Raw genomic sequence first — 22,326 nt, 5'->3', positions numbered from 1 at the left:
AATATTAAACGCCGAGCGACTTCAGCTTGCGATGCAATGCCGAGCGTTCCATGCCAACAAATTCAGCTGTACGCGAGATATTGCCACCAAAGCGATTAATCTGCGCGATGAGATATTCCTTCTCGAAACGCTCACGCGCCTCACGTAAGGGCAATGCCATGATGTGCTGATCGGATTCAGTCGGCGCCCGCGGCAACGTATCGCCAATTTCCGCTGGCAGCAGATCAGCTGTCACCGGAGCATCCGGATCATCGCCACGGGCCAGAATCATCAGACGTTCAACATTGTTGCGCAACTGTCGAATATTGCCCGGCCAGCTGTGGGATTGTAAAACGGCCATCGCATCTGATCCGATCTTGCGCGGCTTGATACCGGACTGCTCGGCAATCTGCGTCATAAAATATTCGACCAGCGATGGAATATCTTCGCGACGCGCTGCAAGGGCCGGCACATGCACCGGAACTACGGAAAGGCGATGAAATAGGTCCTCACGAAATGTTCCTTCGGCAATCATGCCTTCAAGGTTCTGTGCCGTCGATGAAATAATGCGGACATCAACCTTTACGCGTTTGGTTCCGCCAACACGCTCAAACTGCTGATCGACGAGCACACGCAAAATCTTGTTTTGCGTTTCCCGCGGCATATCAGCAACTTCGTCAAGGTAAAGAATACCGCCGTGTGCTTCTTCAAGTGCGCCAACTTTGCGTTCGCCACCATCCATTTCTGTACCGAAAAGCTCGATCTCCATACGCTCTGGAGTGATGGTTGCCGCATTAACGGTCACGAACGGGCCATTGGCACGGGTCGATTGCGCATGAATGGCACGCGCGGCCAGCTCTTTGCCCGCGCCGGAAGGGCCGGTGATCATAATACGACTGTTGGTTGGGGCAACGCGCTCAATGGTCTGGCGCAGCTGGTTGATGGCGAGTGATGCGCCAATCAACTCCATACTGTTGCCACCACGCTTGCGCAGATTGGAAACCTCGCGTTTGAGCTTCGAGGTTTCAAGCGCTCGTTCTGCAACCAGAATAAGACGATCAGACTTGAAAGGCTTTTCGATAAAATCATAGGCGCCGCGTCGAATTGCCGATACCGCCGTCTCAATGTTACCATGACCGGAAATCATCACAACAGGGAGATCCGGGTGCTGTTTCTTGATTTCATCAAGCAGTGCAAGACCATCAAGACGGCTGCCCTGCAACCAGATATCAAGAAACACCAACCGTGGAACACGATCATCAATCGCCGCAAGCGCACTATCGGCATCAAAAGCTGTGCGGGTTTCATAGCCTTCGTCACTGAGAATACCTGCAACGAGTTCCCGAATATCCGCTTCGTCATCAACTACAAGAATATCGGCTGCCATATCAGTTCACCTGTCCAATTATCTGATTTCCGGAATTTCCCTCTTCCACACCAGATGAGCCGGCGGAAACCTCGGGAAAAGTCATACGTATCATTGCGCCGCGTCCCCCATGGAAATCTGCTGGCGCATCATGCAATTCCAGATGTCCGCCATGGTCTTCAACGATCTTGCGGACGATAGCGAGGCCGAGGCCTGTGCCTTTTTCTCGCGTGGTCATGTAAGGCTCGAGAAGTTTCTGTCGATCATCACGCGGCAAACCTTTGCCGTTATCAATGATGTCAACAACGAGTTGCCCGTCTGCTTTGCCCGAGCGCACGAGGATATGCCCATCGCCACGCTCTTCCTTCGGAACGGCATCAATTGCCTCGCTGGCATTCTTGATGACGTTACCGAACGCCTGACCAACAAGACGGCTGTCAAAAGACCCTATCAGCTTTTCAGAACCATATTCATGGGTGAATTTTATATCCTGACGGCTCACTTCGATAAGGAATGACGCTTCGCGCAACGCTTCGCGCATATCCATGTCTTTCATTTCAGGCTTTGGCATCCGCGCAAAAGACGAAAATTCATCGACCATGCGACCAATATCGCCAACCTGACGAATGATTGTCTCAGTACACTGATCAAAGACTTCACGGTCTTCAACAATCACCTTGCCATAACGACGGCGAATGCGTTCAGCGGAAAGCTGGATCGGCGTGAGCGGATTTTTGATCTCGTGAGCAATACGGCGCGCCACATCCGCCCATGCAGACGAGCGCTGTGCCTGAACGAGATCAGTAATGTCATCAACAGTAACGACATAAGAATGATCATCGGATTCAGCATCCTCGACAGTCACCTGCACGTTATAAGTGCGGGCAACACCGCTACGAGTCATACTTACCTGCTCACGATGAACAGTGCGGCCCGTCGTGCGTGCGACTTCAAAAGCCTGACCGATCTCCGGTGCAATACTGCTCAAACTCCTGCCAATTGCATCCTGCGAGCTGACCCCGAACATATGCTCGGCAGACCGATTGAGGATAGAGATAGAACCATCTGACTCGATACCGATAACACCGGCAGTAACGCCCGAAAGCACGGCTTCCGAGAAACGTCGGCGCTCATCAATCTGATCTTTGGCGGAGAGAAGTTCGTTACGCTGGCTTTTTAGTTCCGCGACCATGTTGTTGAACGTTCCAGACAACGCACCAACGTCGCCATCTGAGGAGCGAACAGGCACAGAACTATCGAGATTCCCCGCAGCCACATCATCAGCGGCACCAATCAGCAAACGGATTGGACGAACAAGACGATCAGCGACAGCAATGCCAGTCCAGATGGCGGACAACAGAACAATCAGCGTCAGGCCGAAATAGAGCAAAGCAAAAGCTATCTGCGTCGGAACCCGGTTTGCGTCCATTTCCTGATAGCGTGCCGTGTTGGCTTCCATCAGCCGCATAGCATCCAATATCTGCTGGTCCACGGCGCGGACCGTATAAAGATACAGATCAGGAATTTCGCGCATCTTGATGACAGCGCCAACAAAATTACTGTTGCCCGGGGGAATAATAACCGGCTTTCCATCGACAGCAGTCTTCAATGCATCTTCTGTCGGTGGTGGAAGTCGCGTCTCTACGCCCGTCTCACTTTTGACAATGACGCTGCCATTCTCACGAACCAGAAATGCACCAAGAAGGCCACGACCCCCAGCTTGCAGCGTCATGTAACGAATGAAACCGCCCCTATCGAGGCTGTAAAGTGTCCGCTGTGCATCCAACTCCTGAAGCATTGAAAAAGAGGTGCTTTGCAGATTGAGGGCTGTTTCGCGAATATAGGCAGTTGTCAAACTTTGTGACGAGCTAACGATGTCACGCGTATTGGTATCAAACCAGCGATCAAGACCAAGATTGAGCGTAACGGAAGCGACGATTGCCACCACGATTGCCGGAACAGCCGCAATCAGCGAGAACAGCGCAACAATGCGGACATGCAGCCTGGAGGCGGCCTTCCCTGATCGGCGAGCCGATACGATGCGGAAAATCTCACGGCAAATAAGCAGGATCAGAAAAATAATCAACGCAACATTTATAATGACCAGAGCAAGTGTGACTGCGCGATCAGGCGTAATGGGCGTGATACCGATGAGGATAGCAAAAGAAATTGACGCTGTAACCAGTGCCAACACAACGGTAATAATACCTGGCAACGCAAGAAGCCTACGCCCCTCACCACCTCGCGACGAGCGTTGCGCCTTATCCCTATCCGTCATCAGATTCGCTGTATTCATATTAACCATATTATCCAATAGCGTTGCATCTATGCAACGCATTGTGGCGAAAATGCAACGATTGTTTACAGCTTATATGAGACCGGACGAAACTTTGAGTGACTTATTGCCTGATTGTTATTGCTTGGCACCACGATAGATATTGACGCCCAGCTCTCTTATCTTCTTACGCAGCGTATTACGGTTAAGGCCGAGAATCTCTGCAGCCTTGATCTGATTACCGCGTGTTGCAGTCAGGCAAGCAAGAATCAACGGATATTCCAACTCCGCCAGCACGCGATGGTAAAGCCCTGGCGGCGGCAGATCAGCTCCAAACGATGCAAAATATCGTTGCATATTCTGCTCAACTATCTGCGATATGGTGATATTTTCAATGTCTCCTGCAACCGCAATCGGAATATCAGGCTTTGAAAGTTCTGACTTCAATTCGGTCTCGATGATTTCAGGTGAAATCTCGTCTTGCGGATAAAGCGCTGAAAGTCTGCGAACAAGATTTTCGAGTTCCCGCACGTTACCAGGCCATGGATAGCGACGCATCATTTCGATGCCAGCAGGTGTAATGCGCTTTTCGGGCAGACCTTCTTCGGCAGCACGCTTGAAGAAGTGTCGAACCAGATCAGGCACATCTTCGCTGCGTTCACGAAGTGGTGGCAGGCGCAGTGGCACAACATTCAGACGATAATAAAGGTCTTCGCGGAACAAACCCTGCGCGATGAGCTGGCGCAAATCCTTGTTGGTTGCGGCCACGATACGCACATCGGTCTTTATGGGCGTGCGACCGCCAACTGTCATATATTCGCCCTGCTGTAACACGCGCAGTAGACGCGTCTGCGCTTCCATCGGCATATCGCCGATTTCATCAAGGAACAGCGTACCGCCATTGGCCTGTTCAAAACGACCGCTGGAGCGGTTCTGTGCACCGGTAAAGGCTCCTTTTTCATGACCAAACAGTTCGGATTCGATCAGATCGCGCGGAATTGCGGCCATATTGATGGCAACAAACGGTCCTTTGCGGCGGCGACCATATTCATGCAGAGCGCGCGCGACCAGTTCCTTACCTGTACCCGACTCACCCGTCACCATCATGGTCAGGTCGGTCTGCATCATGCGGGCCAAGACGCGATAGATTTCCTGCATGGCGGGGGAACGGCCAACGAGCGGCATGTTCTCTGCTTGCTCATCCTGCAAGACGGCAGCAGGCTTATGCTTTGGCTCTGAAAGAGCACGACCAACAATATTGATGAGCTCTGTCAGATCGAATGGCTTTGGCAGATATTCATAAGCTCCCGCCTCCGAAGCACGGATCGCTGTCATGAATGTATTTTGCGCACTCATCACCACAATCGGCAGATCAGGTCGCATTTTCTTGATGCGCGGCAGCAGATCAAACGCATTTTCATCTGGCATGTTGACGTCGGTAATCACCAGATCACCATCGCCAGCCGCCACCCAGCGCCACAGTGAGGTTGCGTTGGATGTGACCCGAACATCATAGCCTGCACGCGAGAGTGCCTGATTGAGCACTGTGCGAATTGCAGCATCGTCATCCGCAACGAGAATCGTACCTGTCGGACGTCCGGCAATCATGCATTATCTCCTGTCTTTGCAGACATATTATCGGCTGAACTTTTCCATTGCGGCATCAATATGCGGAACGTGGTGCGCGAGGGATGACTGTCGCATTCGATTACGCCGCCATGATCTCCAATGATTTTGGCCACCAACGCCAGTCCGAGGCCTGACCCGTTGGTTTTGGTCGTCACAAACGGATCAAACAGATGCGGCAGCATATCTTCGGGCACGCCCGGACCATTATCATGGACACAAAACTCAAGCGGCAGGGCAACACGATCACTCGCACCCGGCACCTGCAGGCGAATGCCCGGACGATAAGCCGTCGAGAGTGTGATCTCGGCACCTTCACGGTCACCAAGCGCTTCGGCGGCATTTTTCACCAGATTGAGAAAAACCTGCACAAGCTGATCGCGATTAGCATAAACCGGCGGCAATGACGGATCATATTCCTCGATAAAGCGGATGTGCCGGGCAAAACCGTTTCGCGCCAATGTCTTCACATGATCCAGCACTGAATAGATATTGACCGCCGTGCGCTCGATTGGTCTCTCATCGGAAAACACTTCCATACGATCAACGAGCTTCACGATGCGATCAGTTTCATCGGTAATCAGACGTGCCAATGCGCGGTCTTCATCACCAACCACCTGTTCAAGCAGTTGAGCGGCCCCACGAATGCCTGAAAGCGGGTTCTTGATCTCATGTGCCAGCATGGAAGCAAGCCCCGTCACCGAACGTGCGGCCCCGCGATGGGTCATCTGACGGTCGATCTTCTCCGCCATGGTCTTTTCTTTAAACAGAATAACGACCGCACCCGGCGTTTCGATGACCGGAGCGACATAAAGATCGACAATCCGTTCAGCACCAAGTTTTGGCGATGAAATATCGACGCGATACTCGTTCACCGGAACCTGAGCGGTGCGAACCTGATCGACCAGAGCCAGCAATGGGCTGCCGAAAGGCAGAAAGGATTCAAGACGGTTACGCGCCAAGATGGACGAACCTGAGCGGAAAAACTGCTCTGCATCCATATTGGCATACACAATATGATTGTCAGCGCTGACCATGATGACAGGCTGATTGATTGCATCCAGAATGATTGCTGGAATGCCGTTCGTTTCACCTCTGCCCATCATGCGACCTTTCTGTCTGCTTCACGCAGAAAAACGCGTGAAAGCGCCGCGATAACCGCTTGAGGATCGGTGAGCGTCATGATTTCAGCCTTATCTGCGGGAGAAAATGCTTCGACTGCATAGCGATCCAGATACCAGCCAAGATGCTTTCGCGAATGGCGTATACCCGTCTTGCTGCCATAATGGTCGAGCATATCTTCGTAATGTCTTATAATATAAGAAAGAATGCCATCATTTGACCGCGGCGCGAAATCACTGCCTGCGATCAAGCCCGCAAGCCAGGGCTGACCATAGGAGGCGCGCCCGACCATGACAGCATCGGCACCCGAGCGACGTAGCAATTCTTCCGCATCTTTGCGTGACGACACATCGCCATTGGCGACCAGTGGAATCTTCACGACATCGCGCACCGCATGGATGGCGTCCCAATCGGCCTTGCCTTCATAAAACTGGCAGCGTGTGCGTCCATGAACTGTCACCATCGCTATACCCGCATCTTCGGCGCGCTTTGCAAGTTCCGGTGCGTTAATACTGTTTTCATCCCAGCCAAGCCGCATTTTCAGCGTAACCGGAACTTTAACGGCATTCACAGTCGCCTCAACCAAAGTCATGGCATGATCAAGATCGCGCATAAGCGCGGAACCGGAATAACCGCCTGTCACCTTCTTGGCAGGGCAGCCCATATTAATATCGATAATATCCGCGCCCTCACCTTCGGCGATGACGGCTGCTTCGCCCATCCAGTGCGCTTCGCGTCCTGCAAGTTGCACCACATGCGTACCAAGCCCTTCGCCGGATAGGCGCAACAGGCTTTCCTGATGACGATTGCAGAGTTCTGCACTTGCCACCATTTCAGATACAACCATGCCCGCGCCAGCCTCGGCAGCGCGCTTTCGGAACGGAAGATCAGAAACGCCTGACATCGGCGCAAGAAACACACGGTTTGGCAGTGTCACACCGCGTATGCTCAGAGGTTGTTCAAGGGTAGTCAACAAGAAATGCCCATTTGATGTGCATGATGCAAGTAGCCCACACTTTAATCACTCAATGCGTTGAACGCAAGGAAAAGCGCTTGCGTATGGTGATAAATAGATTGCCGTATGGCAATTATTTGCGCAAAGCATTATTCCGCATTTAACTAGATGAATCTTTTGGCGAAGGCGACCGACATTTCACGGGCAGCAGCAGTCATCGTAGCCGCAGGACGCGGCGAACGGGCGGGACAGAGCACTGAAGGGCCGAAGCAATATCGGCGGATCGGCGGCGAGGCAGTGCTTTCGCGCACGCTGCGCGCTTTTGCGCATTGCGCTGAGATTGATCAGATCATTGTGGTCATCCATGCCGATGATGCGGCGCTTTATGAGAAGGCCATCATCGAATGCTATGAGAATGTGCGCGTTGTTACCGGAGGACCGACGCGGCAGGAATCTACGCGGCTTGGATTGCTGGCGCTCAACAAGAACACCCCTGACTATGTCCTCATCCATGATGGTGTGCGTCCATTCATTGAGCAGGATTTGCTTGCACGCATATTCGATAATCTGACACCGCAGGAAGGTGTGCTGCCTGCTCTTGCCGTTTCGGACACGCTGAAGCAATCGGCCAGTGACGGCACCGTCAGAACGACTGTCCCTCGTGCTGGTCTTTTTGCAGCACAGACGCCGCAGGCCTTTCCATTTACCCCGATCCTGGAAGCCCACGAAAAAGCTTATCTCAGCGGCCGTTCGGATTTTACCGACGATGCCTCGATTGCGGAAGCTTATGGACTGTCCGTGCGCATCATCGAGGGTTCGGCAGACAATACAAAACTCACATGGGCCAAAGATATTGAAATGGCCGACAAACGCTTGAGGCATGCTATGACTTCATTTCCAGATATCCGCACCGGCAATGGCTATGACGTTCACAGTTTCGAGCCGGGCGATTACGTCACGCTTTGCGGCGTAACCATCCCGCACAACAGGAAACTGAACGGTCATTCGGATGCCGACGTAGCACTCCACGCACTGACCGATGCCCTGCTTGCCACACGCGGCGCAGGCGATATTGGCACACATTTCCCGCCTTCCGATCCGCAGTGGAAAGGTGCCGCATCGCATATCTTTGTCGAACATGCGGTCAAGATCGTGCGTGAAGCCGGTGGTCGTATCGCCAACGCGGATGTGACAATCATCGCTGAAGAACCTAAGATCGGTCCACATCGCCCGGCAATGATGGAAGCCATGGCCAATATGCTTGGCATTTCGCACGACCGTGTTTCCGTCAAAGCGACCACCAACGAGAAAATGGGATTTGTCGGTCGCGGCGAAGGTATTGCTGCTATCGTTACGGCAACTGTGATCTATCCCGGAGAGGTTCCTGAATGACGCTTGTTGCGGAATCCCAAGCCATCGATGTACTCAACGCTTGCCGCAAACACGGCATTATGATTGCGACAGCAGAATCCTGCACAGGCGGGCTGATCGCGGCAGCACTCACCGATATTGCCGGTTCGTCCGATGTGGTGGATCGTGGCTTCGTCACCTACTCCAATGAAGCCAAGAATGAGATGATCGGCGTCCCGATGGAACTGATCATTCGTGTGGGCGCAGTTTCAAAAGAAGTGGCGATCGCCATGGCAGAAGGCTCGCTGAACAATTCGCGCGCCGGAATCACCATCGCAGTTACCGGTATTGCCGGCCCGGGCGGCGGATCAGCAGAAAAGCCGGTCGGTCTCGTGCACATTGCCAGCGCGCGCAAAGGTTTTGCGACGCTACACAAAGAATGCCGTTTTGGTGAAAAGTCACGAGACGATATTCGTCACGAAACGGTGCTTTCTGCGCTGGCTCTGGTTCTTGACGCGCTTAACGCCTAACCATAAATCGCGTCGGCGCGCTTCTCAAAGGCTTCCGAGAATTTTCGGAAAGCCAGATCGAACATCGATCCCATTAGAAGGCCAAGCGTGCGACTTTTGAATTCATAGTCGATGAAGAACTCGACATCGCATTCCGAACCATCTCCAACCGGTTTAAAAGTCCATCGATTGTCGAGATAGCGGAACGGCCCATCGACATATTTCACATCGATGACGCTTTCTTCCGGTTTCAGAAGCACCTGGCTGGTAAATGTCTCGCGGATCAGCTTGTAGCCAACTGTCATATCGGCGATCAGAAGCGTCTTGCCGTCCCGTTCTTTGGAAGAGCGGATAGAGAGTGCTTCGCACATCGGCAAAAATTGCGGATATTTTTCCACATCCGAAACCAGGGCAAACATCTCCTCTGCCCTGTGATGAACACGTCTGACATTCGTAAATTGCGGCATGCGAACTTAAGCCTGTGCTGCAACCTGCGCTTCGCGAGCAGCCTTGAGCTTCGCGAAATCGTCACCGGCATGGTGCGATGAACGCGTCAGCGGGCTGGAAGCAACGAGCGCAAAGCCTTTAGTACGACCAATCGTCTCGAAAGACTTGAATTCGTCAGGTGTAACGAAACGGATCACCGGATGATGCTTGCGAGTTGGCTGGAGATACTGACCAATGGTCATGAAATCGACATCGGCAGAACGAAGGTCATCCATCAGCTGAAGGATTTCGTTACGCTCTTCGCCAAGACCGACCATGATGCCGGACTTAGTGAAGATTGTTGGATCGAGTTCCTTCACACGCTGCAACAGGCGGATCGAGTGGAAATAACGAGCACCCGGACGAACCTTGAGATACTTCGACGGAACCGTTTCCAGATTGTGATTGAACACGTCAGGGCGTGCTTTAACAACGATCTCGAGCGCGCCTTCCTTGCGAAGAAAGTCAGGTGTGAGAATTTCAATGGTCGTCTTTGGCGTTGCTTCGCGGATCGCACGAATAACGTCGGCAAAATGCTGCGCGCCGCCATCCGCCAGATCATCACGGTCGACAGATGTGATAACCACATGGGTAAGCCCCATCTGCTTGATGGCCCGTGCGACACTTTCCGGCTCATTGGGATCGAGAGCCTTTGGAATGCCGGTCGAAACATTACAGAAAGCACAGGCGCGGGTGCAGATTTCACCCATGATCATAAAGGTTGCGTGCTTCTTTTCCCAGCACTCGCCAATGTTCGGGCAGCCAGCTTCTTCACAAACAGTGACGAGCTTGTTCGAACGAACAATCTCGCGCGTCTCATTATAGCCGCGCGAAACCGGAGCCTTGACGCGGATCCAATCCGGCTTTTTCAGGATTTCATTGTCTGGACGGTGTGCCTTCTCCGGATGACGAAGACGTCTCTGGTTCACCGTGTCGAGAACTGTAACCATGTTGTTTCCTGCCTGTCCGAAGCTTTCTCAAATTTGAAACACTTCTAAATTGGGTCCGGTTCGTAATCTCTGACCTGTACCCTGTCAACTTGGCATGCCCGGAGACATCGTCAATATACTGCGGCTTACCGTCTCGCTGCCATACCTAATGCTCTGAAAACCAACGCCCAGATGAAACCGAACAAAAGTCCGCCAAATCCGAGAGCGAATGTCAGTGTCCAGACGCCATACCAGCCAGCGATCGCCATTCCGTTGACCGATATGGTATTTCCACCGAGCAAGCTCAAGCTTCCTGCCAGAAAGCCTAAAGCAAGACCGCCCGTCGTACACCATTTAATCATGGGCCAAGCGGCACGCCGCCATGGCCCTCCATTATCGATCAGCGGAATGAGTTCACTCCTTTAAGAGCAGTTGCTCGTGAATTGAATTCAAAGTTTAAATCCCGACATCTGCGCCGGAGTTTTTGTATATCGGAATTAAACTTCTATATTACATATTTAGCGCACGGCCATAGGCATCCAGTACGCTTTCCTTCATCGTTTCGGAAATCGTTGGATGCGGGAAGACCGAGTGCATCAGTTCTTCTTCGGTGGTTTCAAGGTTCATAGCAACGACGAAGCCCTGAATAAGTTCGGTCACTTCGGCGCCAACGAGATGTGCGCCCAGCAGCTGCCCGGTCTTTTTGTCGAAAATCGTCTTGACCAGACCCTGATCTTCACCAAGTGCAATCGCTTTACCGTTTGCTACGAATGGGAAACGGCCGACACGAATGTCGTGCCCCTTTTCCTTCGCCTTTGCTTCAGTCAAGCCTACCGAGGCAACCTGCGGGTTACAATAAGTGCAGCCTGGGACCATATTGCGGTCGAGCGGATGAACATTTGGAAGACCTGCGATCTTTTCAACGCAGATGACAGCTTCATGCTCGGCCTTGTGCGCCAGCATCGGCGGTCCAGCAACGTCACCAATCGCATAGATGCCGTCAACATTGGTCTTGCAATAAGCGTCAATGGCAATGCAGCCACGATCAGTCTTAACGCCAAGCGCTTCAAGGCCGATATTTTCGATATTACCCTGAACGCCAACAGCTGAAATCATGCGATCAACCGTCAGTGTCTGAACCTTGCCATCCTTGGTCTCGATATGAGCGGTCACATTGTCCGCGCCCTTCTCAACTTTGGAAACCTTGGCTTCGGTGATGATCTTGAGACCGCGCTTTTCGAGCTGCTTGCGTGCGAAAGCCGAAATTTCAGCATCTTCTACAGGCATGATCTGTGACATCAGTTCAACGACGGTAACATCAACGCCCATATCGTTATAGAACGAGGCAAACTCAATGCCGATTGCGCCCGACCCCATGACCAGCATGGTTTTCGGCAGTTCCTGCGGGACCATCGCTTCAAAGTAAGTCCAGATCAGCTTGCCATCTGGTTCAATGCCCGGAAGCGCACGCGGACGCGCACCTGTAGCAACGATGATATGCTTGGCCTTGTAAGTACCCTCGCCGAGCGTGTTCTTCGGCTGTGGTGCCTGAGGCAGCATCGGCGCCTTGGAAGTCTTGGAAACGACGATCTCACCCGGCTTGGAAAGCTTTGCTTCGCCCCAGATCACATCGATCTTGTTCTTCTTCATCAGGAAGCCGACGCCGCCATTCATACGCTCGGCAATGCCGCGCGAACGGGAAACAACAGCCTTGATATCGGCAGTGATTGAACCTTCAAGCTTCAGACCATAATTTTTGGCATGATCAGCGAGGTGCTTTACTTCAGCCGAACGCAGAAGCGCCTTGGTGGGGATACAGCCCCAGTTTGAGCAGATGCCAGCGAGATGTTCGCGCTCTACAACAGCCGTCTTGAGCCCGAGCTGTGCTGCACGGATCGCCGCAACATAGCCTCCGGGACCGGATCCGATAACAATAACGTCGTAAATATCGGCCATATTGTTCCTGCCTTTGCTCAGTTCACATTCCGGGTAAGCAATACCCAGTCATGAACTTTGTCCTGCCCGATACGCTTCACAGCTTCGAGCCGTTCCATTTCTTCAAATCCATAACACTTCGCCACAACCGATATGCAAAGCCATAAGGCGAAATATCGACCAAAATGGCTATCTGGGCAGCATCATGGCGTTCAGCCGGGCCAAGTCGAGTAGTCCTGCCCTTCAAAACCTCAAGCGCCGCATTCTGAGAATGCGGCGCTTTTAAAGGTCATGCAATCAGACCAGCATACCCATCGGATTTTCGATGTGGCGCTTGAAGGCCTGTGCAAGTTCAGCAGCCAGAGCGCCATCGACAGCACGATGATCGGTGGAAAGGGTGACGGACATGACCGTGGCGACCTTGATTTCACCGTTCTTGACCACTGCGCGCTGTTCGCCTGCACCAATTGCGAAGATCGTCGCATGTGGTGGGTTAATGATCGCAGCAAAGTCTTTAACACCGAACATGCCGAGGTTGGACACGGAGGTCGAACCACCCTGATATTCTTCAGGCTTGAGCTTACGGTCACGCGCACGCTTGGCAAGATCCTTCATCTCATTGGAGATGGCGGACAGCGTTTTGGATTCCGACTGACGCACGATTGGCGTAATCAGACCACCCGGGATCGACACAGCAACGCCGACATCCGCACGCTTGTGTTTGATCATGCCACCTTCGGTCCAGGAGACATTGGCTTCAGGAATGTCACGCAGCGCAAGAGCGACAGCCTTGATCACCAGATCGTTAACAGAAAGCTTGTAGGCCGGAACCTCACCCTTCTCCGTCTTGGTCAGCGGTGCAGCCGAATTGATCTGTGAACGCAGAGCCAGCAGCGCATCGAGTTCGCAATCAATCGTCAGATAGAAATGCGGAACAGTCTGTTTCGATTCAACCAGACGGCGGGCAATGGTCTTGCGCATACCGTCGTGAGGAACGATTTCGTATGAGCCTTCTTCAAAGAGCTTGAGGATGGCATCATCTGACTGAGGCTTCGGAGCCGTGCTTGCCGCCTGCGGTGCAGCGGATGCTGCTTTCGCTCCGCCGGACTTGATTGCAGCTTCAACGTCACGCTGAACGACACGGCCATGAGGACCAGTGCCTTTTACAGCGGAAACATCAACGCCTGCATCCTTGGCGATGCGACGAGCAAGCGGAGATGCGAAAACGCGGTCGCCCTTGTTCTCAGCATTTTTGGCTGGTGCCGGAGCAGCTGCCGGGGCTTCAGCCTTTGTAGGAGCCGCGGTTGCAACGTCCTTCTTTGGCTCTTCCTTAGCCGTTTCTGCCTTTGGTGCAGGAGCGGAATCGCCGCCTTTAGCTGCTTCTGCGACATCCTCGCCGTCTTCGGCAAGGATTGCGATCAGCGCGTTGACCTTGACGCCTTCGGTTCCAGCAGGAACGACGAGCTTGGCAACAACACCTTCATCGACAGCTTCGACTTCCATCGTCGCCTTGTCGGTTTCGATCTCAGCGATCACATCGCCGGACGTAACCTTGTCGCCTTCTTTGACCAGCCACTTGGAGAGATTGCCCTCTTCCATGGTTGGTGAAAGTGCTGGCATGGTGATTTTAATCGGCATGTCCAGTACCTCCTCAGGCGGTGTAGGTCACGGCTTTCACCGCTTCCACCACTTCTGCAACAGTTGGCAGAGCCAGCTTTTCGAGATTTGCCGCATATGGCATCGGAACATCCTTGCCAGCGATCGTCAGGATCGGCGCATCAAGATAATCGAAAGCCTGCTGCATGACGCGGGTGGCAATTTCAGTGCCAACGGAAGACTGTGGGTAGCCTTCTTCAACGGTGACAAGACGACCGGTCTTCTTGACCGATTCGACGACCGTTGGAATATCCATTGGACGAATGGTGCGCAGATCGATGATTTCAACATCGATGCCCTGTGCAGCCAGCTCTTCAGCAGCCTTGACCGCATAGGTCATGCCAATACCGAACGAAACGATGGTCGCGTCCTTACCCTGCTTGTGAATGCGGGCTTTGCCGATTGGCAGAACGAAATCGTCAAGCTTTGGCACATCGAAATGATGACCATAGAGAATTTCGTTTTCAAGGAAGATGACCGGATTTGGATCGCGGATAGCAGCCTTGAGAAGACCCTTCGCGTCAGCAGCCGAGTAAGGCATGACGACCTTCAGGCCCGGGATCTGGCTGTACCATGCGGCATAGCACTGGGAGTGCTGGGCAGCAACGCGGGCAGCAGCGCCCGAAGGACCACGGAACACCATCGGAGCGCCCATCTGGCCACCCGACATATAAAGCGTCTTTGCAGCCGAATTGATGATCTGGTCAATCGCCTGCATGGCGAAGTTGAACGTCATGAACTCGACAATTGGCTTCAGGCCAGCCATTGCAGCACCAACGCCGACGCCGGCAAAACCATGCTCGGTGATCGGGGTATCGACAACGCGGCGTGCACCGAATTCGTCGAGAAGGCCCTGCGTGATCTTATAGGCGCCCTGATATTCGGCAACTTCTTCACCCATGATGAAGACGTTCTCGTCGCGGCGCATTTCTTCAGCCATAGCGTCGCGTAGTGCTTCACGCACAGTCATCGAAACCATTTCTGTACCGGCTGGGATGTCTGGATCGGAAGCAACTTCAACTTTCGGAGCAGCAGGCACGCTATCGGCCTTTTTTTCTTCAGCCTTTGGTGCTTCTTTTGCTTCTTCTGTCGGTGCTTCTGCTTTTGCAGCAGGAGCAGAACCGATGTCGGAGGCGCTTTCGCCATCGCCGAGCAGAACAGCAATCGGCGTGTTGACCTTCACACCCTCGGTGCCTTCTGCGATGAGAATTTTACCGACAGTGCCTTCGTCAACAGCTTCGACTTCCATCGTTGCCTTATCGGTTTCGATTTCAGCGATCACGTCACCGGACGTGACCTTGTCGCCTTCTTTTTTCAGCCACTTGGACAGCTTGCCTTCTTCCATCGTCGGGGAAAGGGCAGGCATGAGAATTTCTACGGGCATGACAATACCTTTCCTGAATTAGAGCAGAATATCCGTGTAGAGCTCAGACACATCCGGCTCAGGATCGTTTTGAGCGAATTCGGCAGAATCAGCGACAATATCGCGGACTTCCTTGTCGATTTCCTTCAGCTCTTCTTCAGTTGCCCAGTTCTTTTCAATCAGGCGCTGTTTGACCTGTTCGATCGGATCATGTTCCGAACGCATCTTCGCGACTTCATCCTTCGAGCGATATTTCGCAGGATCGGACATCGAGTGACCGCGATATCGATAGGTTTCCATTTCGAGAATCAATGGACCCTTGCCAGCACGCGCCCATTCAGCAGCGGCTTCAGCAGCAGCAGCAACAGCGCGAACGTCCATCCCGTCAACCTTGATGCCCGGAACGTTGAACGAGACACCGCGCTTGGAGAAATCTGTTTCAGCGGATGAACGCGAAACCGATGTACCCATTGCATAACGGTTGTTTTCAATCACGTAGATCACCGGAAGCTTCCACAGCGATGCCATGTTGAAAGCCTCATAGACTTGGCCCTGATTGGCAGCGCCATCGCCGAAATAGGTGACAGAGATATTGTCATTGCCGCGATACTTGTTCGCAAAGGCAAGACCTGTGCCGAGAGGAACCTGAGCGCCGACGATACCATGACCGCCGTAAAAGCCCTTTTCCTTCGAGAACATGTGCATGGAGCCGCCCTTGCCCTTGGAGTAACCTCCACGGCGGCCGGTCAGCTCGGCCATAACGCCACGTGCTTCCATGCCAGTTGCCAGCATGTGCCCATGGTCGCGATAGGAAGTGATGATCTGATCACCTTCCTTGAGCGCGGTCTGCATTCCAACAACAACAGCTTCCTGACCAATATAAAGGTGACAGAAGCCACCAATGAACCCCATACCGTAGAGCTGCCCGGCCTTTTCTTCAAAACGGCGGATCAGAAGCATTTCGCGGTAGGCGTTCAGTTCCTGCTCTTTTGTGAAATCAGCTGGCGCTGGGGTCTTGGGAACATTCCCAAAAGACGCCTGCGATTTTCCAGCCGACGCCTTATTAGCCTTCGGTGCCATATCTCGCTCCCTACAGCATGCACCCAAAATCGGAACCGGTTTTGAAAGCAGCATGCGTCAATTCAAATTATCAGAGCACCATTCACGCACACGAAGGACGCGCGGCGATCTGCGTTTGTCGTTCCATTGTGACGTTATACGGGCAATTTACAAGATACAATATGCACGCAAAGCATAGCTGCTATGCCGCCAAGCCCTTAAAAACATATCACAAAAAGGTAATTAACTGGATTTAAGTTAATTAGAACGATCTTCCCTAGAAATGATTATCGTCATTTCGTCAAGATGGGAGAGATTAAGCGCTCTGCGAGCCTGCTCGTCAAGCATGTCCTTTTCAATCGATCCATCACGTAAAAGCGTGACTCGCTTTTCAAGAGCTGCCCTGTCAGCAGTCACCTTCTCCAGCTGCTGTGTCAGCAGGCTTTTCTGCTCTTCAAGCTGGATACGGGAATAAAGACCAAATTCGCCATGATAGGCGTGAAAACCGAAATAACTCAGGAACGCAGCCGTCAGGACGGGCAGCACAAAACGGCCACGAATAGATTTACGTTTCTGTTTAGTCCACATTTCGGCTTCCTTCCCGGATGTACGCAAAAGCTTTGATTTTGAAATAAAGCCGTCAATCCGATTTCCACCATAAAACATTATTCTGCTTAACAGAGATTTACCGTAGCGTGGAGGCAGGCTAATCCGATGCAGATTTTTGTTTAAAAACATAATACCATTGATAGCGTGCAAGCCTGCAACGCCAGTCAGTTACGAGACTGAGCTTTCTGTGCAATCCAGTTCAACAGGAATGCGGCAAACGTCACCGCTTCGACATTACCGAATGCCACAAAGTCGGTTTCTGATCGTAGCCACTGCCCTGCCAGCTCTCCAATGACACAGCACTCCATGCTGCATTGTCCATCCAGATGTGGGCAATCTCGTCGGCACTCATATAATTATAGTAACGTCCCAACGCGTCATAGCCCTCGCCGAGACCATCTTTGAAGCTGGCCCACAGCCAGCCACCGGGTTTCAATGCGCGATGCATATGCCTTACAATATTTGGTAGATCGGCACGCTTAGCATGGAGAAGCGATGCCGAAGCATAAATACCATCGTAGCGCGCTTCTGTATCAAGCTCATGGAAAAGCATCTGCCTGACTGGACGCTGCAACAGCGCCGAGGCTTGCGCAGCCAGTTCCGGCGAACCGTCGGTCGGATCAACATCAAAGCCACACGCCAGCATAGCCTTCGCATCCTGCCCGCTTCCTGTACCAAGTTCAAGAATGAGTCCAGCCGGACGAACATGCTTTAGAAAGCTATCGAGTTTGCGATTAACGCTGGAGCTCGCAGCGTAATTCGCCGCGTTATCAGCATAAAAACCCAGTGTATCGTTCGACATGACATTGTTCCCAATTTGCAATCCTAGAGAGCAAGTAATTATGTCGGCACGAAGACACAAAGAAAAAGGCGAGCCGAAGCCCGCCTTTTAAGTTCAACGTATTTTTAACCCTCAGAGGAACTTCAGAGCGCTGCGGCCCGCATAGCGAGCCTGCTTGCCAAGTTCTTCTTCGATGCGGATAAGCTGGTTGTACTTTGCGGTACGGTCCGAACGAGCCAGCGAGCCGGTTTTGATCTGGCCGCAATTGGTTGCAACTGCGAGATCGGCAATGGTCGAATCTTCTGTTTCGCCCGAACGGTGCGACATGACAGAAGTATAACCAGCCTTGTGAGCAGTTTCGACAGCATCGAGCGTTTCGCTCAACGAGCCAATCTGGTTGACCTTAACGAGGATCGAGTTGGCAACGCCCATCTTGATACCATCACGCAGACGTGCCGAGTTGGTTACGAAAAGATCGTCACCAACCAGCTGACACTTCTTACCGATCAGGTCGGTGAGGTACTTCCAGCCTTCCCAGTCGTCTTCAGCCATACCGTCTTCAATCGAAACGATTGGGTAATCGCCAGCCAGCTTTGCGAGATACTCAGCCTGAGCCTTGGGATCGCGGGTCTTGTTTTCGCCTTCGTAGACGTAGTTGCCACCCTTGAAGAACTCAGTTGCTGCGCAATCAAGGCCGATTGCAATATCCTCACCAGGCTTGAAGCCGGCTTTTTCGATCGATTCGACCACGAAATCGAGAGCAGCTTCTGCGCTCAGCAGATTTGGCGCAAAACCGCCTTCATCACCAACATTGGTGTTGTGGCCAGCATCCTTGAGACGCTTCTTGAGGGTGTGGAAAACTTCTGCACCATAACGAACTGCTTCACGAATCGATGGAGCGCCAACCGGCAGAATCATGAATTCCTGAAAATCGATTGGATTGTCAGCATGTGCACCACCATTGATGATATTCATCATTGGAACTGGCAGGACATGGGCGTTAGCGCCGCCAACGTAACGATAAAGCGGCAGACCGGTGGATTGTGCGGCGGCTTTTGCAACGGCAAGCGAGACACCGAGAATTGCGTTTGCACCGAGATTGCCCTTGTTTGGCGAACCATCAAGATCGATAAGCGTCTGGTCGACAAGAAGCTGATTTTCGGCATCTATTCCAGCGATCGCATCAAAAATCTTGCCATTGACTGCTTCAACAGCCTTTTCGACGCCCTTACCAAGATAACGGCTGCCACCGTCACGCAGTTCGACGGCTTCGTGTGCACCTGTCGATGCACCGGATGGAACCGCAGCGCGGCCAAAAGCACCATCTTCGAGTACGACGTCCACTTCGACGGTCGGGTTACCGCGGCTGTCGAGAATTTCGCGACCAACGATGTCGATGATTGCAGTCATAGGGGCAAGTCCTTCCCTGTAGATAGCCTCGCTCCTGCCGCGAGGCACATTGAAGAAATCCGATGTGAGACTTCATTACAGAAATAAAAGGCGGAGGAACATCCCCCGCCGGTGAATTTCTAATGAAATTTTAAATCGATTTAGAAACCCGGTCGAAAGCCATGAGTTTTTCGAGAAGTGCAGGCATTTTATCGATCTGAACCATATTTGGACCGTCAGATGGTGCATTATCCGGGTCCTCATGCGTTTCAATGAACACACCCGCGACGCCGACTGCAACGGCGGCGCTTGCAAGCGTTTCAACGAATTCGCGCTGACCACCGGAGGAGCCACCCTGCCCGCCAGGCTGTTGAACGGAATGAGTCGCATCAAAAATCACTGGCGAGCCAAAGCCAGCCATGATCGGCAGCGAACGCATGTCAGATACGAGCGTGTTATAGCCGAAAGATGCACCGCGTTCTGTGGCCATCACATTCGGATTGCCATTTTCGGTGATCTTGGCCAGCACGTTCTTCATGTCCCATGGAGCAAGAAACTGACCTTTTTTCACATTGATCGCGCGGCCAGTCTTGGCTGCTGCAACCAGCAGATCAGTTTGACGGCACAGGAATGCCGGTATTTGCAGAACGTCCACGACTTCGGCCACTTCCGCACACTGATGTTCATTGTGAATGTCGGTCAGAACAGGAAAGCCATATTCTTTCTTAAGATCTGCGAAGACTTCCAGAGCTTTTTCCAGACCAATGCCGCGCTGTGCGCTGAGCGAGGTGCGATTGGCTTTGTCAAAGCTCGACTTATAAACGAGACCAATGCCAAGCTTGCTGGTGATTTCCACCAGACGGCCAGCCATCTCAAAAGCATGTTCGCGCGTTTCCATCTGGCAAGGCCCGGCAATCAGAGCCAGTGGCGCAGAGTTTGAGAACGTAACATTACCGATTTTGACTGCAGGATTGGCGGTCGTCATGATTTGGAACCTTCAAATATTACAAGTGCCTGAGATGCACCTTATCTGGCGTCCGAATTGAACTTAAACAAGGCGCACAAATGAAACGCGCCCCGAAGGGGCGCGTATTTATCTTAAACCAGTCTTCCTTGCTCCATCGCGGCTGCGATGAAAGAGGAGAAGAGCGGATGCGGCTCAAATGGACGCGACTTCAGTTCTGGATGGTACTGAACGCCGATGAACCATGGATGGTCGGCATATTCGACAGTTTCAGGCAGAACACCATCTGGCGACATGCCTGAGAAAACGAGACCACTTTCTTCGAGGCGATCCTTATAGTCAACATTCACCTCATAGCGGTGACGATGACGTTCGGAAATCTCGGTCGAACCGTATATCTCGGCAATACGCGTTCCAGCCTTAAGCGTGGAATCATATGCACCGAGGCGCATCGTTCCGCCGAGATCACCCGACTTCGTGCGCTTTTCGAGCATATTGCCCTTGAGCCACTCGGTCATCAGGCCGACAACAGGTTCCTTGGTCGGGCCAAATTCGGTCGAAGAAGCATTTTCAATACCGGCGAGATTTCGCGCGGCTTCAAGACATGCCATCTGCATACCAAAGCAGATGCCGAAATAAGGAACCTTGTGTTCGCGTGCGAACTTGGCCGCAAGGATTTTGCCCTCCGAGCCACGCTCACCAAAGCCGCCGGGCACCAGAATACCGTGAACTTTTTCAAGATATGGCGACGGGTCTTCGCTTTCAAAGACTTCAGCTTCGATCCAGTCGAGATTGACCTTGACCTTGTTTGCAATTCCACCGTGCTGCAAAGCTTCGATAAGCGACTTATAAGCATCCTTCAGCTCGGTATATTTGCCGACAACGGCAATGGTAACTTCGCCTTCGGGATTGTGCAGAAGATGGGAAATGCCTTCCCAGCGTTCCATACGTGGCTTAGGAGCCGGTTCGATACCGAATGCTGCGAGCACTTCGTTGTCGAGACCTTCTTTATGATAAGCAATCGGCACATCATAAATAGTAGAGACATCGAGCGCCTGAATAACCGCGCTTTCACGCACGTTACAGAACAGCGACAGCTTGCGGCGTTCAGAAGCCGGAATTTCGCGATCCGCCCGCACCAGAAGAATATCCGGCGCAATACCGATCGAACGCAGTTCCTTGACCGAATGCTGTGTCGGCTTTGTCTTGAGTTCACCTGCCGCTGGAATGTACGGCATCAATGTCAAATGGATATAGACTGCACTGTTGCGTGGCAGCTCGTTACCAAGCTGACGAATAGCTTCGAGGAACGGCATGGCTTCGATATCGCCAACCGTGCCGCCGATTTCGCACAGCACGAAATCGTAATCATCATTGCCTTCAAGAATGAAGTTTTTGATTTCATCCGTGACATGGGGAATGACCTGAACCGTCGCGCCGAGATAATCGCCGCGGCGTTCCTTTTCGATGATGTTGCGGTAGATGCGACCGGTGGTGATATTGTCCCGCTGATTTGCAGGACGACCGGTAAACCGCTCGTAATGGCCCAGATCAAGGTCTGTTTCGGCACCATCGTCAGTGACGAACACCTCACCATGCTGGTAAGGCGACATTGTGCCAGGATCGACGTTCAAATAAGGGTCGAGTTTACGGATACGCACGCGGTAACCGCGTGCCTGAAGGAGTGCAGCCAATGCTGCTGCGGCAATGCCTTTTCCAAGGGAAGAAACCACGCCGCCTGTGATGAATACATATCGCGCCATGGGCTTATGTCGTTAGACCCTTCTTGCTGATTCCGCCACTAAAAAAAGTGTGACCAGCGCTTTTTCCATCAAATTCACGTCCGATCAGTCTCTCCCTATAGGAGAACCGGACGCTTCCACCAAGTTCAATCGGCTCGCAGCGTGAAATTCCATTGATTACACGCGCACGAAAAAAGGCCGGGAAAATCCCGGCCTTTCGGGTATTTCAAC

Annotated in this window: 18 protein-coding genes and 1 pseudogene; 2 read left to right on the top strand and 17 right to left on the bottom strand. The window is 52.5% G+C overall.

Annotated elements, in window-relative coordinates; all coding sequences use genetic code 11:
- Positions 1–4 precede the first annotated feature (4 nt).
- The 5 genes and pseudogenes from H5024_RS07105 to dusB form a co-directional block, all read right to left on the bottom strand.
- Positions 5–1,366, bottom strand: coding sequence for a sigma-54 dependent transcriptional regulator (locus tag H5024_RS07105; RefSeq protein WP_187544809.1), 1,362 nt, complete (start codon positions 1,364–1,366; stop codon positions 5–7).
- 70 nt (positions 1,367–1,436) lie between these two features.
- Positions 1,437–3,683 (bottom strand): annotated as a pseudogene (locus H5024_RS07100) (PAS domain-containing sensor histidine kinase); the annotation flags it as partial.
- A gap of 75 nt (positions 3,684–3,758) precedes the next feature.
- Positions 3,759–5,228 carry a nitrogen regulation protein NR(I) gene (gene ntrC, locus H5024_RS07095; RefSeq protein ID WP_187544804.1) on the bottom strand — a complete coding sequence of 490 codons (1,470 nt, stop codon included), beginning with the start codon at positions 5,226–5,228 and terminating at the stop codon, positions 3,759–3,761.
- Positions 5,225–6,352 carry a nitrogen regulation protein NR(II) gene (locus H5024_RS07090; protein WP_187544802.1) on the bottom strand — a complete coding sequence of 376 codons (1,128 nt, stop codon included), beginning with the start codon at positions 6,350–6,352 and terminating at the stop codon, positions 5,225–5,227. The genes ntrC and H5024_RS07090 overlap by 4 nt, the downstream gene beginning before the upstream one ends.
- Positions 6,349–7,341: a tRNA dihydrouridine synthase DusB gene (dusB, locus tag H5024_RS07085; protein ID WP_187544799.1), complete on the bottom strand. Its 993-nt coding sequence runs from the start codon at positions 7,339–7,341 to the stop codon at positions 6,349–6,351. Before dusB ends, H5024_RS07090 begins: the two co-directional genes overlap by 4 nt.
- Before the next feature lie 150 nt (positions 7,342–7,491).
- Between dusB and H5024_RS07080 the strand changes: the two genes are divergently transcribed.
- Together H5024_RS07080 and H5024_RS07075 are read left to right on the top strand one after the other, a co-directional pair.
- Positions 7,492–8,715: a bifunctional 2-C-methyl-D-erythritol 4-phosphate cytidylyltransferase/2-C-methyl-D-erythritol 2,4-cyclodiphosphate synthase gene (locus H5024_RS07080; RefSeq protein ID WP_187544797.1), complete on the top strand. Its 1,224-nt coding sequence runs from the start codon at positions 7,492–7,494 to the stop codon at positions 8,713–8,715.
- Positions 8,712–9,203 (top strand): CinA family protein, encoded by a 492-nt coding sequence (locus tag H5024_RS07075; protein WP_187544794.1) that lies wholly within the window; start codon positions 8,712–8,714, stop codon positions 9,201–9,203. The genes H5024_RS07080 and H5024_RS07075 overlap by 4 nt, the downstream gene beginning before the upstream one ends.
- On the opposite strand, the gene H5024_RS07070 is transcribed toward H5024_RS07075, so the two are convergent.
- The 12 genes from H5024_RS07070 to H5024_RS07015 all read right to left on the bottom strand — a co-directional run bounded on the left by H5024_RS07070 (position 9,200) and on the right by H5024_RS07015 (position 22,116).
- Positions 9,200–9,649 carry a type II toxin-antitoxin system RatA family toxin gene (locus H5024_RS07070; protein WP_187544792.1) on the bottom strand — a complete coding sequence of 150 codons (450 nt, stop codon included), beginning with the start codon at positions 9,647–9,649 and terminating at the stop codon, positions 9,200–9,202. The two genes, H5024_RS07075 and H5024_RS07070, sit on opposite strands and share 4 nt — an antisense overlap.
- 6 nt (positions 9,650–9,655) lie before the next feature.
- A complete protein-coding gene (lipA, locus tag H5024_RS07065; protein ID WP_187544789.1) occupies positions 9,656–10,618 on the bottom strand; it encodes a lipoyl synthase in 963 nt (320 codons plus the stop codon).
- 125 nt (positions 10,619–10,743) lie between these two features.
- The gene (locus tag H5024_RS07060; protein ID WP_187544787.1) at positions 10,744–10,959 is read right to left on the bottom strand and encodes a hypothetical protein; all 216 of its coding nucleotides are present in this window, start codon (positions 10,957–10,959) and stop codon (positions 10,744–10,746) included.
- A 148-nt stretch (positions 10,960–11,107) separates the two neighbouring features.
- Positions 11,108–12,553 (bottom strand): dihydrolipoyl dehydrogenase, encoded by a 1,446-nt coding sequence (gene lpdA, locus H5024_RS07055; RefSeq protein WP_187544785.1) that lies wholly within the window; start codon positions 12,551–12,553, stop codon positions 11,108–11,110.
- A gap of 276 nt (positions 12,554–12,829) precedes the next feature.
- Positions 12,830–14,170 carry a pyruvate dehydrogenase complex dihydrolipoamide acetyltransferase gene (locus tag H5024_RS07050; RefSeq protein ID WP_187544783.1) on the bottom strand — a complete coding sequence of 447 codons (1,341 nt, stop codon included), beginning with the start codon at positions 14,168–14,170 and terminating at the stop codon, positions 12,830–12,832.
- A gap of 13 nt (positions 14,171–14,183) precedes the next feature.
- On the bottom strand, positions 14,184–15,572 hold the full coding sequence (locus H5024_RS07045) for a pyruvate dehydrogenase complex E1 component subunit beta (RefSeq protein WP_187544781.1): 1,389 nt from the start codon (positions 15,570–15,572) through the stop codon (positions 14,184–14,186).
- A gap of 18 nt (positions 15,573–15,590) precedes the next feature.
- Entirely contained in the window at positions 15,591–16,631 is a 1,041-nt protein-coding gene (pdhA, locus tag H5024_RS07040) for a pyruvate dehydrogenase (acetyl-transferring) E1 component subunit alpha (protein WP_187544779.1), read from the bottom strand.
- Between the two features lie 237 nt (positions 16,632–16,868).
- Positions 16,869–17,198, bottom strand: coding sequence for a septum formation initiator family protein (locus H5024_RS07035; protein WP_187544777.1), 330 nt, complete (start codon positions 17,196–17,198; stop codon positions 16,869–16,871).
- Positions 17,199–17,439: 241 nt separating this feature from the next.
- The gene (locus tag H5024_RS07030) at positions 17,440–18,021 is read right to left on the bottom strand and encodes a class I SAM-dependent methyltransferase (RefSeq protein WP_187544774.1); all 582 of its coding nucleotides are present in this window, start codon (positions 18,019–18,021) and stop codon (positions 17,440–17,442) included.
- A 111-nt stretch (positions 18,022–18,132) separates the two neighbouring features.
- A complete protein-coding gene (gene eno, locus H5024_RS07025; RefSeq protein WP_187544772.1) occupies positions 18,133–19,410 on the bottom strand; it encodes a phosphopyruvate hydratase in 1,278 nt (425 codons plus the stop codon).
- Between the two features lie 130 nt (positions 19,411–19,540).
- On the bottom strand, positions 19,541–20,374 hold the full coding sequence (gene kdsA / locus H5024_RS07020) for a 3-deoxy-8-phosphooctulonate synthase (RefSeq protein WP_187544769.1): 834 nt from the start codon (positions 20,372–20,374) through the stop codon (positions 19,541–19,543).
- Positions 20,375–20,487: 113 nt separating this feature from the next.
- On the bottom strand, positions 20,488–22,116 hold the full coding sequence (locus tag H5024_RS07015; protein ID WP_187544767.1) for a CTP synthase: 1,629 nt from the start codon (positions 22,114–22,116) through the stop codon (positions 20,488–20,490).
- Between the last annotated feature and the right edge of the window lie 210 nt (positions 22,117–22,326).

This window comes from Ochrobactrum sp. Marseille-Q0166 (genome assembly GCF_014397025.1).
Classification (GTDB): Bacteria; Pseudomonadota; Alphaproteobacteria; order Rhizobiales; family Rhizobiaceae; genus Brucella.
This window is presented reverse-complemented; position numbering and strand designations above follow the sequence as displayed.